The sequence below is a fragment of the Pseudomonas sp. TMW22089 genome (assembly GCF_022496645.1).
Lineage (GTDB): Bacteria > Pseudomonadota > Gammaproteobacteria > Pseudomonadales > Pseudomonadaceae > Aquipseudomonas > Aquipseudomonas paraversuta.
Genome location: NZ_SCFG01000004.1, coordinates 155,653 through 168,110, shown reverse-complemented (window position 1 = coordinate 168,110; position 12,458 = coordinate 155,653). Strand labels below are relative to the sequence as shown.

Genomic DNA, 12,458 nt, shown 5'->3' with positions numbered 1-12,458 from the left:
CATAACAAACCTGCGTGGGATTTGAGCGTTCGCTAATTTACATGAATTTGATTCATGTTGGTGCGGGTGTTCCATGGGTAGAATTGCGACATCTATTGATATCAGGACAATGGCACATGTTTTTTCGCCTACTCGCCGGCGCCGTGACGCTGGTGGTCTGCAGTACAGCGCTGGGACAAACCCCGCTGGTAAGTCCGGCTATTTCCTATACCCGGGACATACAGCCGATCCTCACTGAGAAATGCGTTGCCTGTCACGCCTGCAACGATGCCGCCTGCCAGCTGAACCTTGGCAGCGCCGAAGGCTCGACCCGCGGAGCAAGCAAAGTCCCGGTGTACCAGGGCGACAGAACCACCGCCGTAGCCCCGACCCGGATCTTCTACGATGCCAGTGGCCCTATTGAATGGCGCAACAAGGGCTTTTACTCGGTTCTCGATGCCCAGGGCGCGCAAGCAGCATTAATGGCGCGGATGCTGGAACTGGGCCACAGCGCACCGCTGACCCCCAATGCCAAGTTGCCTGAAGAGATTGTGCTGGGCCTAAACCGTCAAAACGCCTGCCCGGCCCCGGGGGAGTTCAATGCCTATGCGCAAAAGCACCCCAAGGAAGGGATGCCGTTGGCCGTGACCGGGCTTACCGATCAGCAATATCAAACCGTGCAAACCTGGCTGGCCCAGGGCGCGCCGGTGGATCAAAACGCAATCCGGCCGAGCGTCGAGGAAGCGCAACAGATCGCCGAATGGGAAGAGTTGCTCAATCGCCCGGGTTCAACCGAAGCCCTGGTCGCGCGCTGGTTGTATGAGCATTTGTTTTTGGCCCACGCCTATTTCGATAACGGTGTGCCGGGGCATTACTTTCAATGGGTGCGCTCGCGTACGCCCAGCGGCGTGCCGGTTGACCTGATTGCCACACGCCGGCCGAATGACGATCCGGGCACCGAGTTTTTCTATCGCTTGATGCCGGTCCAGGGCGTGATCGTGCACAAGACCCACATCACCTACCCGATGGGCGCGCACAAGCTGGCACGGGTCAAACAGCTGTTCTACAGCGGTGACTGGCACGCCACCTCATTGCCGGGTTACGGGCCGCGCGGCCGGGCCAATCCGTTTGAAACCTTCGAGGCCATACCGGCAGTTGCGCGTTACCAGTTCATGCTCGATAACTCGGAATATTTCGTGCGCACCTTTATCCGCGGCCCGGTGTGCCGTGGGCAAATTGCCACGGACGTGATTCGCGACAACTTCTGGACCGTGTTCCAGGAGCCTGCCCACGATCGCTATGTCACCGATGCCGCTTATCGGGGCAAGGCCACGCCGTTGCTGGCGATGCCGGGGCAAATCGATGATGTGGGCAGTGTGATTTCGCTGTGGCACAACTATCGCGACAAGCGCAACGACTATGAGAAGTTGCGCCAACAAGCCTATGCCGAAATGACACCGCCCAGCTGGTCGACCCTGTGGGCGGGCAACGACAACGCGTTGCTGACCATTTTCCGGCACTTTGACAGCGCCAGCGTGAGCAAGGGCCTGATCGGTGACGTGCCGCAAACCCTGTGGTTGTTCGACTACCCGTTGCTGGAGCGCACCTACTACCAGCTGGCAGTCAACTTCGATGTGTTCGGCAACGTCTCCCATCAGGCGCAGACGCGTTTGTACTTCGACCTCATCCGCAATGGTGCCGAGGTCAACTTCCTGCGTTTGATGCCGGCCGATTCCCGGGCGGGCATCTTGAGTGACTGGTACCAGAACAGCGGCAAGCTGAAGATGTGGCTCGACTATCAAAAAATCGATGCCGACACCCCGACGGGCATCAAGCTGGACCCGGTCGACCCCAAGCGCGATTTCGCGCTCAAATTGATCGAGCGCACAGGCACCCTCAATGCGCGGCCAGACCCGATCAACCGCTGCACCGGGGCGTACTGCTCACGGCCCGGCATCGCCCGGGAGTTCCAGTACGCAGAGCAATCCCTGAGCAGTTTGACCTCACGTCCTGCAGCGGGGCTGGCGGTGATCAACCAGTTGCCCGAAGCCACCATGCTGCGTATCGAGGGCGCCGACGGCAAGCGCGAGATGTACAGCATGCTGCGCAACCGCGCGCACACCAACGTGGCGTTCATGCTCGGTGAGGAATACCGGCTGCAACCGGGCCTGGATACCCTGACCATTTACCCCGGGGTACTCAGCAGCTATCCGAACTTTATGTTCAACATCCCGGCGGATGAGGTGCCAGCCTTTGTCAAGGCGATGGAGCAATGCAAGGATCAGTCGACCTTCGACACCATTGTCGAGCGCTGGGGGATACGTCGCAGCAATCCGCAGTTCTGGCATTACTTCCACGATATTGGCCAGTACATCAATGAAACCGACCCGGTAGAGGCGGGCGTGCTGGATATGAACCGTTACGAGAACCTGTAGTCGTACCGATTATTTTGAACTGGACGGGGCTGCTTTCCTGACAAAAATACTAGGACTTTGTCAGGCGCGCCGATTGGCGTAAACTGCCCCACATGTCTGCGAGGAGATTCCATGAGCGCCATAACGATTACCGACGCCGCCCACGATTACCTGGCTGATCTGCTATCCAAGCAGAACACCCCGGGTATCGGCATCCGCGTCTTCATCACCCAGCCCGGCACCCAGTACGCTGAAACCTGCATTGCCTACTGCAAGCCCAATGAAGTGAAACCCGAAGATACCGCACTGGGCCTGAAAACCTTCACGGCCTGGATTGACTCGGTCAGCGAACCGTTTCTTGACGATGCCGTGGTGGACTACGCCACCGATCGCATGGGCGGCCAGCTGACCATCAAGGCGCCAAACGCCAAGGTGCCAACAGTTAACGCCGATAGCCCGATCAACGAGCGTATCAACTACTACCTGCAGACCGAGATCAATCCCGGTCTGGCCAGCCACGGCGGTCAGGTCAGCCTGATTGAAGTGGTTGAAGACGGTATTGCGGTTCTCAAGTTCGGTGGCGGTTGCCAGGGCTGCGGCCAGGCTGACGTCACCCTGCGTGAAGGCATCGAGCGCACGCTGCTGGAGCGAGTGCCCGAGCTCAAAGGCGTACGTGATGTGACCGACCACTCGCAGAAAGAAAACGCCTACTACTGAGTCATCGGTAACAGGGTGTTCGCTGCGTAGCTGATGAAAAAACGGTGCCCCGTGAGCACCGTTTTTTTATGTCCGGAATCTGTGGCAGCCAGATACTTATGGACGATACAGATGCGCATGCCCGGCACGGTACAGCGATGAATCGGAAAAACTGTCACTGGCCAGTACCCGGCCCACCAGAATCAGTGCCGTACGCTTGAAGCCCTTGGCCCGGACCTTGTCCAGAATGTCATCCAGGGTGCCTTGCACCCAGTCCTGGTCCGGCCAGCTGGCCCGGTGAATGACTGCAACAGGGCAGTCACTGCCGTAATGGGGGCGTAGCTCCTCGATGATTCGCTCAAGGTTCTTGACCCCCAGATGAATCGCCATGGTCGCCTTGTGTTGCGCCAGGCTCTCCAGCTCTTCGCCTGCAGGCATCCGGGTCTTGTCCGCGTAACGGGTCAGGATCACGGTCTGCGAGATGTCCGGCAGGGTCAGTTCTGCGCCTAAAATGGCAGCGCAGGCGGCTGTGGCGGTCACCCCCGGAATGATTTCAAATGCAATGCCCAGCTCGCGCAAACAGCGGATTTGCTCGCCAATGGCGCCATACAGGCTCGGATCACCCGAGTGCACGCGGGCCACATCCTGGCCTTTGGCATCGGCGGTCTTGATCAGGCTGATAATTTGCTCAAGGTGCAGCTCTGCACTGTTGATCACTTGCTCAGCCTGATGGCCTTCAAGGACTGCCTCCGGCACCAGTGAACCGGCGTAAATAATCACCGGGCAGCTGCGGATCAAGCGCTGGCCCTTGACGGTAATCAACTCTGGATCGCCGGGCCCGGCACCGATGAAATAAACAGTCATGGCAGTCTCTTGAAAGGGTCTGGATAGAGCTGTTCGTGAACAACGCTCATAGTGAAGCAGGGGATTATCGCGGGTTTTACCCGGCACAGGCCAATGCAAAGGTGGCCACAGACGAGTTCTGGCGGGTAATCAGCAGTCTGGCCGGCGCGCCACCCAGCTGTTCGGCCAGGGCCAGTGCAGCACTTTCGGCCACGCCAAAGCAGCCGGTGAGGGCAAACGCCCGGGCTGACCGCTGACTCAATTGCGGCGCAAACGGGGCCAGTTGCTGCGCGCTTAGAGCCTCATACGCAAGATTCAACTGCGCCGCCAACCGGATGAGTCCCGCCTCATCACGCTTGAGATCAATACTGGCCAGGGCGTGAACCGCCTGCAGAGCGATTCCCGCCTGGCTCAGGGATTGTTCAATCAGGGCCAGCAGGTCATCGACACTGCAACCCTGACGGCAGCCCAGGCCAATCACCAGGATTGGCGCGGTGCCCGCAGCAATCATGCCGAGTACTGAGCTTCAGGCTTGCGGCGGAACAACCAGGCGCTGATCACGCCCAATGCCAGCCAGAAGGCGAAGTTGGTCAGTTGCGAAGCGATCTTGAACTGCGCTTCCAGCTCTTGCGGAGCCAGGCTGGAATGCACCAGGGGCTGGGGCGCACCAAAAATATGCGGTACCAGCACAATCGCAACCCCCAGCACTTTCAGGGCCCAGTGCTTGCCAAACACTAACAGCGCGATGGCCACTGCAGTGGATGCGGCAGTGGTGACCCACCAGAGCTGGCGTTGCAGCAAATCGGCGGCGGCAGTGCCCGGCAACTCGGGCGGCAGGCCAAGGGTTGGCGCCAGGCAGAACACCGCATAGCCGGCCAGCCCCCACAGCAGGCCCTGGGAGGTGCGGGTCGGTGCGCGCAGGGTATACAGGCCCGCCAGCATCAGGGCAAAACCGACCGCCACCACAAGATTACCGCCGGTGGTCGACAGCACCCGCTGCCAACCGTCTTCTGGCTCCCAGGCTTCGTCGTCGTGACTATGGCCGGCCATGCTGCCTGCGTCGTGCTCGTGCACTTCACTGGCGGCGGGTTTTTCGTAGGTTTCCGCCTGCAGAATCAGCGGGGCGACCCAAAAGCTTTGCAGCAGGGTGAGCAGCAAAGCGCCCAGCAAGCCGGTGAAGCCTGCGGTCTGAGCTATACGCTTAATCATGGCAGGCAACCTCAATGGCACGGAAAGGCTGAGCTATGACGGGTGTCATGGGCTGCATTGTGTACGGCTGCAATATGCGAGAAACCGGCGAAGTAGACGAGCAAAGCCCCCAGCACCGCAGCGCCGACGGCAGCAACGATACGTTGGCTTCGTGTGGCGCTGGTGGCAGCGGAGTGAGTACGGCTGGTGCTGATGGACATGGCGCTTCCCTCTGGTCAGACAGCGGGCACAAGAGCGCAAGAAAACCCCGCGAACGAAGCTCGCAGGGTTTAACAGCGCCCGCCCACCGCGGGTTTGTTATTGGTAATGACCAGGCCGGTCTCCGGGCTTGCGAGGGGCTCACGTGGTGTGGGCCTGCAAACATCTCCTTCCCATGCAGGGTGCACAGTGGTTGTGATGTTTCTCTCGCTTACCGTTGCGGGGGCAGCACCGGACTGGTCGGACAATTAACGCCTGACGCACCGGTTTCCCGTTTCACCCTGTGAAGGGCACCTGATACAAGATGTGTAGGAGAGCACAGCTACGCGGGAGCCGTCAAATCAGCTGCCCATGCAATGGATTGCCTGCAGAGTCAACTTCAGACGGCGAGGATGCTTTTGACCTTGTTGCGCAGTTGGTCGATGGAAAAGGGTTTGCCGATCACAAACATGCCGGCTGGTACATCGATGTTCTCGGCATAGCCGCTGGCAAACAGCACAGGTAACTGTGGTCGCAGCTCGCGGGCTTTATTGGCAAGGGTCTTGCCATCCATCCCCGGCATCCCCACATCGCTCATCAGCAAATCGATCCTGTTGCCCCGGTCTTCGAGCAGTTCCATGGCGCTCTCGCCATCCTCGGCTTCGAGCACGTTGAATTTCAACTCTTCCAGTACGTCAACGATCAACATACGAACAATGGCGTCGTCTTCGACCACCAGAATGGTAGAGGGTGTTGCAGACATAATGGTTATCCCGAATGAAATTGAGCGCGGGTGGGGGCAAACCTGAATTTGCTTGCTCTATCAGTAAGCTGGAACCCCAACCTAGTTCCGCCGTTGTACAAAAAAAATGCCTGTACAAGTTTTGTTAGGATAGCTGTTGCAAGCAGCTAAATCCTTTTTCACTGTAGGAATTGGCTACCACTTCATAAGAAAAATAGAATTTTTACTCGAGAATCCGTCAAACTCTCAATTTTGACCACCGTACACGGGACTGAAATATGAATGCACCAGCTTCGGTAGATGAGCAGAGCTTTCGCAAGCTCCTGAGCCGCAACGTCGGTTTGCCCTTGGGTGTGGGTGTGCTCAGCGCCGTGTTGTTTGTAGCCATGATCAGCTACCTGCTGTCGGTCATTCAGTGGGTCGAGCACACCGACCGGGTGATTAACAACGCCAACGAGGCGGTGAAGCTGTCAGTGGATCTTGAAACCGGCATGCGCGGCTTCCTGATTACCGGTGATGAGCATTTTCTTGACCCCTATGAAGTGGCAAAGCCTCAAATCATGGCCCAACTCAACGGGCTGAAAGAGCTGGTCGGCGACAACCCGCAGCAAATTGATCGCCTCAAGCGTCTCGAAGCCCTGCAATCCGACTGGAGTAACTATGCCCAGTCGATGATCGATATGCGCCGCCAGAGCGGCGACTACAGGGCGGCAGTGCAGGCCGGACGTGGCAAGCGCCTGAGCGATGAAATCCGCAAGGAATTCGAAGACTTCGTTGCCATGGAGCAGCAACTGCGAGTTGCCCGCAATGAAGATGTGAGTAAAACCACCCTCGTCAGTATTGGCCTTTACCTGGTGTTTGTACTCGGCTTGAGTGGTTTTCTGGCCTACAGAGGTCGTCGCGATTTGCTCGATCTTTCAAAGAGTTACAGCGACAACCTCGAGCTACAAATTAAGACTGCGCAGCGCCTGGAACAGCAGGCCTGGTTGCGTAACGGTCAAACCGAACTGGCGGAGCAGGTGTTGGGCCGGCTGACCCTGAATATGCTGGGGCGCAACATTCTGCAATTTTGCGCCCAGTACCTCGGCACAGTGGTTGCCGCCGTGTATGTGCGGGAAGACCACGGCGGCCTCAAACGGGTGGCCAGTTATGGTTTTTCCCGAGAGGAAGAAGCCCGGGATCAGTTGATACACAATGACGAAGGCCTGGTCGGGCAGGCGGCCCGGCAAGACCAGCTGATACGCCTGGACGATGTGCCCGAGGACTACTTCCTGAAAGTCAGCTCAGGTCTTGGGCAAGGCACCCCGCGCAGCGTGCTGGTGGTGCCTACCAGCGACGATGACCGGGTCAATGGCGTCATTGAACTGGGCTTCCTGCGGCCACTGACGGAGCGTGATGTCGAACTGTTTGAGTTGATTGCCGACAATATCGGCATGTCGATTGAAGCCGCCCGTTACCGTCAGCGCCTGCAGGAAGTGCTGGCCGAAACCCAGCAGCTCAACGAAGAGCTGCAAGTGCAGCAGGAAGAGCTGAAGACCGCGAACGAAGAGCTCGAAGAGCAATCGCAGATTCTCAAGGAATCCCAGACGCATCTTGAAACCCAGCAGGCGGAGCTTGAGCAAACTAACGAACAGCTGGCGGAACAGGCACTGGCCCTGGCCGGTCAGCGCGACGCGATGGACCTCAAGAATACCGAACTGAATCAGGCCCAGGTGCAGCTTGAAGAGCGCGCTCTGGAGCTGCAGCGCTCCAGCAAGTACAAGTCCGAGTTCCTCGCCAACATGTCCCATGAACTGCGGACCCCGCTCAACAGCTCGTTAATTCTGGCCAAGCTGCTCGCGGAAAACCCCCAGGAGAACCTGAGCGCCGAACAGGTCAAGTTTGCCGAGTCTATCTACTCGGCGGGCAATGACTTGCTCAACCTGATCAACGACATTCTGGATATCTCCAAAGTTGAGGCCGGCAAGCTCGAAGTGCGTCCCGAAAACACCAGTGTCAGCCGTGTAGTCGAAGGTTTGCGCGGTATGTTCGAGCCGCTGGCGGGGGATAAGTCCCTGCAGTTCCGGGTTGAGGTACAGCCCGGCACGCCGGCCATGATCTACACCGACAGCCAGCGTCTGGAGCAAGTGCTCAAAAACCTGTTGTCCAACGCGATCAAGTTCACCGCCAAGGGTCAGGTCAGCCTGACCGTGTCGGCTCTGCCGGATGCCGCCATAGCGTTCAGCGTCGCGGATTCCGGTATCGGGATCGCCGCCGAAGAGCTGGAAAGCATTTTCGAAGCCTTCCGCCAGGCCGATGGCACCACCAACCGCAGTTATGGCGGGACGGGGCTGGGCCTGTCGATTTCCCGGGATCTGGCGACATTGCTCGGTGGCTCCATCAGTGTCAGTAGCGTGCCGGGGCAGGGCAGCGTATTTACCCTGGTCATGCCCGAACAGTTTGTGGAAAACGCCGAGCCACCAGCCCGGGTGCCTGTCAGCGCTGTGGTGCCAGTGGTTGCTGTCGTACCCAAGCCAGCAGCGCCCGCGGCTATTGTTGCGCCCCTGCACATCCCGCGGTTCATGGATGACCGGGAAAAAGGTCCCTTTACCGGACGTTGTATCCTGGTGATCGAAGATGAGCCCAACTTTGCCAGTATCCTCTTCGATCTGGCGCATGAATTGGGGTATCACTGCCTGGTGGCCCACGGCGCAGATGAAGGCTTCAGCCTGGCGACACAATTTATTCCTGATGCGATTTTGCTGGATATGCGCCTGCCTGATCATTCCGGGCTGACGGTGCTGCAGCGCCTGAAGGCGCTGGCGCCGACCCGGCATATCCCGGTTCACGTCATATCCGTGGAAGATCGGGTCGAAGCTGCGATGCACATGGGCGCCGTGGGCTATGCGGTCAAGCCGACCAGCCGCGAAGAGCTCAAAAACGTATTCGCGCGCCTGGAAGCCAAGCTTACGCAGAAGGTGAAAAAGGTTCTGCTGGTGGAAGATGATGATTTGCAGCGCCACAGCATTGCCCGCCTGATCGGCGACGATGACATCGAAATCACCGCCGTAGGCTTCGCCCATGAGGCGCTTGAACTGCTGCGCAGCAACATCTATGACTGCATGATCATCGACCTCAAATTACCGGACATGCTGGGCAACGACCTGCTCAAGCGCATGTCTACCGAGGACATCTGCTCGTTCCCGCCGGTCATCGTCTATACCGGGCGCAACCTGACCCGGGATGAAGAGGCAGAGCTGCGCAAGTATTCCCGCTCGATCATCATCAAGGGCGCGCGTTCGCCGGAGCGTTTGCTCGATGAAGTGACATTGTTTTTGCACAAAGTTGAATCGCAGTTGTCCCATGAGCGGCAAAGCATGCTCAAGACCGCCCGTAGCCGCGACAGGGTGTTCGAAGGGCGCAAGATTTTGCTGGTGGATGACGATGTGCGCAACATCTTCGCCCTGACCAGTGCCCTTGAGCATAAGGGCGCTATCGTGGTCATTGGCCGTAATGGCCGTGAAGCCATCGAGCGTCTTAACGAGACCGATGATATCGATCTGGTATTGATGGACGTGATGATGCCGGAGATGGACGGCTACGAAGCCACCGTAGAAATTCGCAAGGACCCGCGCTGGCGCAAGCTGCCGATCATTGCAGTGACGGCCAAGGCAATGAAAGACGATCAGGATCGGTGCCTGCAGGCAGGCTCCAATGATTACCTGGCCAAACCTATTGATCTGGACCGACTCTTTTCGTTGATCCGTGTCTGGCTACCGAAAATGGAACGACTCTAAGTGCCACAAACGCAACGAAACGACGACATAGAGTTACGCCTTCTGATCGAAGCGATCTATCTCAAATACAGCTATGACTTCCGCGACTACTCCGGCGCGTCCATCAAGCGCCGGGTACATCATGCGTTGCGTCAGTTCGAATGCAAGACCATATCGGCCCTGCAGGAACGGGTACTGCATGACCCGACGGCCTTTATGCAGTTGCTGCAGTTCCTGACCATTCCGGTGAGCGAGATGTTTCGCGACCCGGAGCACTTTCTGGCCATTCGCCAGGAAGTGGTGCCGGTGCTCAAGACCTATCCCTCACTGAAAATCTGGATTGCAGGTTGCAGTACCGGAGAAGAGGTTTACTCGATGGCCATCTTGCTGCGTGAAGAGGGCCTGCTGGATCGCACCATCATCTACGCCACCGATATCAATCCGCGCTCCCTGGAAAAGGCCCGACAAGGGATTTTCTCGTTGGAGAACGTTCGCGCCTATACCCAGAATTACCAAAAATCCGGGGGGCAGCGTTCGTTTGCCGAGTACTACACTGCCGCCTACGACTATGCGATTTTTGACAAGACACTGCGTGAAAACGTGACCTTTGCCGATCACAGCCTGGCGACCGATAGCGTATTTTCCGAAACCCATTTGATTTCGTGTCGCAACGTACTGATCTACTTTAATAAGAATCTTCAAAACAGAGCATTCGGATTGTTTCATGAGTCGCTGTGCCACCGTGGTTTCCTGATGTTGGGCAGCAAGGAAACCCTGGATTTTTCGGACTACAGCAAACAGTTTGCGCCCCTGCTCAAACAAGAACGGATCTACCGCAAGCTATGAATGACATAACCGTAGCGTCTTCGCCCTTGAGACCTGTGGATGCCGTGGTAGTCGGGGCATCGGCCGGGGGTGTTGAAGCCTTGTTGGCTATTTTTGAAGGCCTGGGCCCCGACTTCGGCCTGCCCATCATTGTGGTCCTGCACTTGCCCGATGCCCACCGTAGCCAGCTGGCCGAGGTGTTTGCCCGGCGTCTGGCGCTCAGGGTCAAGGAAGCGACCGACAAGGAACCGATCAGCCCGGGAACCGTGTATTTCGCGGCTCCCGGCTATCACCTGTCGGTGGAGGGCGACTATAGCTTCTCGTTCAGCCAGGAGGCGCGGGTGCATTACTCGCGGCCGGCGATCGATTACCTGTTTGAGTCGGCGGCCGATGCGTATCAACACCGGCTGGCCGCCATCTTACTGACGGGTGCCAATCAGGACGGCGCTCAGGGGCTGTACACCGTCAAACAGCGCGGCGGCGTGACCATTGTCCAGGACCCGCAAGAGGCCCTGGTTGCGACCATGCCCCAAGCGGCACTGGACCGGATAAAACCTGACTACATCCTCCCTTTGCGCGGCATCGGCCGTTTGCTATGCGAGCTGGAACGAATCGAATGCTGAAAAGTGATATTCAAGCCAAGTTGCTGATCGTTGATGATCTGCCGGAAAATTTGCTGGCGCTGGAAGCGTTGATCAAAGGCGAGGATCGCACCGTCTACAAAGCGTTGTCTGCGGACGAAGCATTGTCATTGTTGCTGCAGCATGAATTCGCCATCGCCATTCTGGATGTGCAAATGCCCGGCATGAACGGTTTTGAACTGGCCGAGTTGATGCGCGGTACGGAGAAAACCAAAAGTATCCCGATCGTCTTTGTCAGTGCCGCCGGGCGCGAGATGAACTACGCCTTCAAGGGCTATGAAAGCGGGGCCGTGGACTTTTTGCACAAACCGCTGGATATCCATGCGGTGAAGAGCAAGGTCAATGTGTTTGTCGACCTTTATCGCCAGCGCAAAGCGGTCAAGCAGCAGGTCGAAGCCCTTGAGCAAAGCCGCCGCGAGCAGGAAGTATTGCTGGCACAGTTGCAACTGACCCAGGTCGAGCTCGAACATGCAGTGCGCATGCGCGACGACTTCATGTCGATTGTCTCCCATGAGGTACGCACGCCGCTTAACGGGCTGATCCTGGAAACCCAGCTGCGCAAGATGCACCTGGCCCGCGACAACGCGTCAGCCTTTACGCTGGACAAGATGAAGGCCATGGTCGAGCGCGATGAGCGTCAGATCCAGAGCCTGATCCGTCTCATCGAGGACATGCTTGACGTGTCGCGCATCCGCACCGGAAAACTGTCGATCCGGCCGTCAGAATTTGATTTGTCAGCCGCGGTGGGCAATTTGCTGGAGAGCTTTGCTGCGCAAATCAGCGCGGCGGGTTCGAGCGTCAACTACAGCTCAGAGCAGCCGGTGGTCGGGCAGTGGGACGAGTTCAGAATTGAACAGGTGGTCTCCAATTTACTGACCAATGCCCTGCGTTATGGGGCCAAAAAACCGATTGATGTATCTGTGTATACCCGCAGTGCCTGGGCCGTGATCGAAGTCAGTGACCAGGGCATTGGCATCAGCGAAGAAAACCAGCAGCGGATTTTCCACCAGTTTGAGCGCATAGCCGGCAGTCACGTGGTTACCGGCCTTGGCTTGGGGCTGTACATCTCGGAGCAGATCGTTGCCGCCCACGACGGGCAAATCTCGGTTCACAGTGCATTGGGTGAAGGTGCCACGTTCAGGGTTTGTCTGCCTCTGTAACAAAAGACTTGAATTAG

At 57.8% G+C, this 12,458-nt stretch carries 11 protein-coding genes and 1 riboswitch; of the genes, 6 read left to right on the top strand and 5 right to left on the bottom strand.

What is annotated here, in order from left to right:
- The first annotated feature begins 116 nt into the window (after positions 1-116).
- Together EQV90_RS06260 and nfuA are read left to right on the top strand one after the other, a co-directional pair.
- Complete coding sequence (locus tag EQV90_RS06260; protein WP_003445152.1) at positions 117-2,414, top strand: fatty acid cis/trans isomerase; 2,298 nt, start codon at positions 117-119, stop codon at positions 2,412-2,414.
- 111 nt (positions 2,415-2,525) lie between these two features.
- Complete coding sequence (gene nfuA / locus EQV90_RS06255; protein WP_003445154.1) at positions 2,526-3,110, top strand: Fe-S biogenesis protein NfuA; 585 nt, start codon at positions 2,526-2,528, stop codon at positions 3,108-3,110.
- Between the two features lie 96 nt (positions 3,111-3,206).
- On the opposite strand, the gene cobM is transcribed toward nfuA, so the two are convergent.
- From cobM to EQV90_RS06230, 5 genes are all read right to left on the bottom strand, one after another.
- On the bottom strand, positions 3,207-3,953 hold the full coding sequence (gene cobM / locus EQV90_RS06250) for a precorrin-4 C(11)-methyltransferase (RefSeq protein WP_003445156.1): 747 nt from the start codon (positions 3,951-3,953) through the stop codon (positions 3,207-3,209).
- Positions 3,954-4,029: 76 nt separating this feature from the next.
- Positions 4,030-4,443: a cobalamin biosynthesis protein gene (locus tag EQV90_RS06245; protein WP_240877894.1), complete on the bottom strand. Its 414-nt coding sequence runs from the start codon at positions 4,441-4,443 to the stop codon at positions 4,030-4,032.
- The gene (locus tag EQV90_RS06240; RefSeq protein ID WP_003445160.1) at positions 4,440-5,141 is read right to left on the bottom strand and encodes a CbtA family protein; all 702 of its coding nucleotides are present in this window, start codon (positions 5,139-5,141) and stop codon (positions 4,440-4,442) included. The genes EQV90_RS06245 and EQV90_RS06240 overlap by 4 nt, the downstream gene beginning before the upstream one ends.
- Positions 5,142-5,152: 11 nt before the next feature.
- On the bottom strand, positions 5,153-5,341 hold the full coding sequence (locus EQV90_RS06235) for a CbtB domain-containing protein (protein ID WP_003445163.1): 189 nt from the start codon (positions 5,339-5,341) through the stop codon (positions 5,153-5,155).
- Between the two features lie 95 nt (positions 5,342-5,436).
- A riboswitch (cobalamin riboswitch) is annotated at positions 5,437-5,652 on the bottom strand.
- A 66-nt stretch (positions 5,653-5,718) separates the two neighbouring features.
- Positions 5,719-6,081 carry a response regulator gene (locus tag EQV90_RS06230; protein ID WP_003445165.1) on the bottom strand — a complete coding sequence of 121 codons (363 nt, stop codon included), beginning with the start codon at positions 6,079-6,081 and terminating at the stop codon, positions 5,719-5,721.
- A 257-nt stretch (positions 6,082-6,338) separates the two neighbouring features.
- On the opposite strand from EQV90_RS06230, the gene EQV90_RS06225 reads away from it, so the two are divergent.
- Genes EQV90_RS06225 through EQV90_RS06210 form a run of 4 tightly spaced genes read left to right on the top strand, consistent with a single transcriptional unit; the run spans position 6,339 to position 12,441 of the window.
- The gene (locus tag EQV90_RS06225) at positions 6,339-9,836 is read left to right on the top strand and encodes a response regulator (protein ID WP_240877893.1); all 3,498 of its coding nucleotides are present in this window, start codon (positions 6,339-6,341) and stop codon (positions 9,834-9,836) included.
- Positions 9,837-10,661 (top strand): protein-glutamate O-methyltransferase CheR, encoded by an 825-nt coding sequence (locus EQV90_RS06220; protein ID WP_003445169.1) that lies wholly within the window; start codon positions 9,837-9,839, stop codon positions 10,659-10,661.
- Positions 10,658-11,263: a chemotaxis protein CheB gene (locus tag EQV90_RS06215; RefSeq protein ID WP_029612660.1), complete on the top strand. Its 606-nt coding sequence runs from the start codon at positions 10,658-10,660 to the stop codon at positions 11,261-11,263. Before EQV90_RS06220 ends, EQV90_RS06215 begins: the two co-directional genes overlap by 4 nt.
- Positions 11,260-12,441 carry a hybrid sensor histidine kinase/response regulator gene (locus tag EQV90_RS06210; RefSeq protein ID WP_240877915.1) on the top strand — a complete coding sequence of 394 codons (1,182 nt, stop codon included), beginning with the start codon at positions 11,260-11,262 and terminating at the stop codon, positions 12,439-12,441. Before EQV90_RS06215 ends, EQV90_RS06210 begins: the two co-directional genes overlap by 4 nt.
- Positions 12,442-12,458 lie beyond the last annotated feature (17 nt).

Excerpts from the sequence above, each read along its gene's own strand:
- EQV90_RS06260 (WP_003445152.1), top strand. The coding sequence starts at position 117 with ATGTTTTTTCGCCTACTCGCCGGCGCCGTGACGCTGGTGGTCTGCAGT.
- nfuA (WP_003445154.1), top strand. The coding sequence starts at position 2,526 with ATGAGCGCCATAACGATTACCGACGCCGCCCACGATTACCTGGCTGAT.
- cobM (WP_003445156.1), bottom strand. The coding sequence starts at position 3,953 with ATGACTGTTTATTTCATCGGTGCCGGGCCCGGCGATCCAGAGTTGATT.
- EQV90_RS06245 (WP_240877894.1), bottom strand. The coding sequence starts at position 4,443 with ATGATTGCTGCGGGCACCGCGCCAATCCTGGTGATTGGCCTGGGCTGC.
- EQV90_RS06240 (WP_003445160.1), bottom strand. The coding sequence starts at position 5,141 with ATGATTAAGCGTATAGCTCAGACCGCAGGCTTCACCGGCTTGCTGGGC.
- EQV90_RS06235 (WP_003445163.1), bottom strand. The coding sequence starts at position 5,341 with ATGTCCATCAGCACCAGCCGTACTCACTCCGCTGCCACCAGCGCCACA.
- EQV90_RS06230 (WP_003445165.1), bottom strand. The coding sequence starts at position 6,081 with ATGTCTGCAACACCCTCTACCATTCTGGTGGTCGAAGACGACGCCATT.
- EQV90_RS06225 (WP_240877893.1), top strand. The coding sequence starts at position 6,339 with ATGAATGCACCAGCTTCGGTAGATGAGCAGAGCTTTCGCAAGCTCCTG.
- EQV90_RS06215 (WP_029612660.1), top strand. The coding sequence starts at position 10,658 with ATGAATGACATAACCGTAGCGTCTTCGCCCTTGAGACCTGTGGATGCC.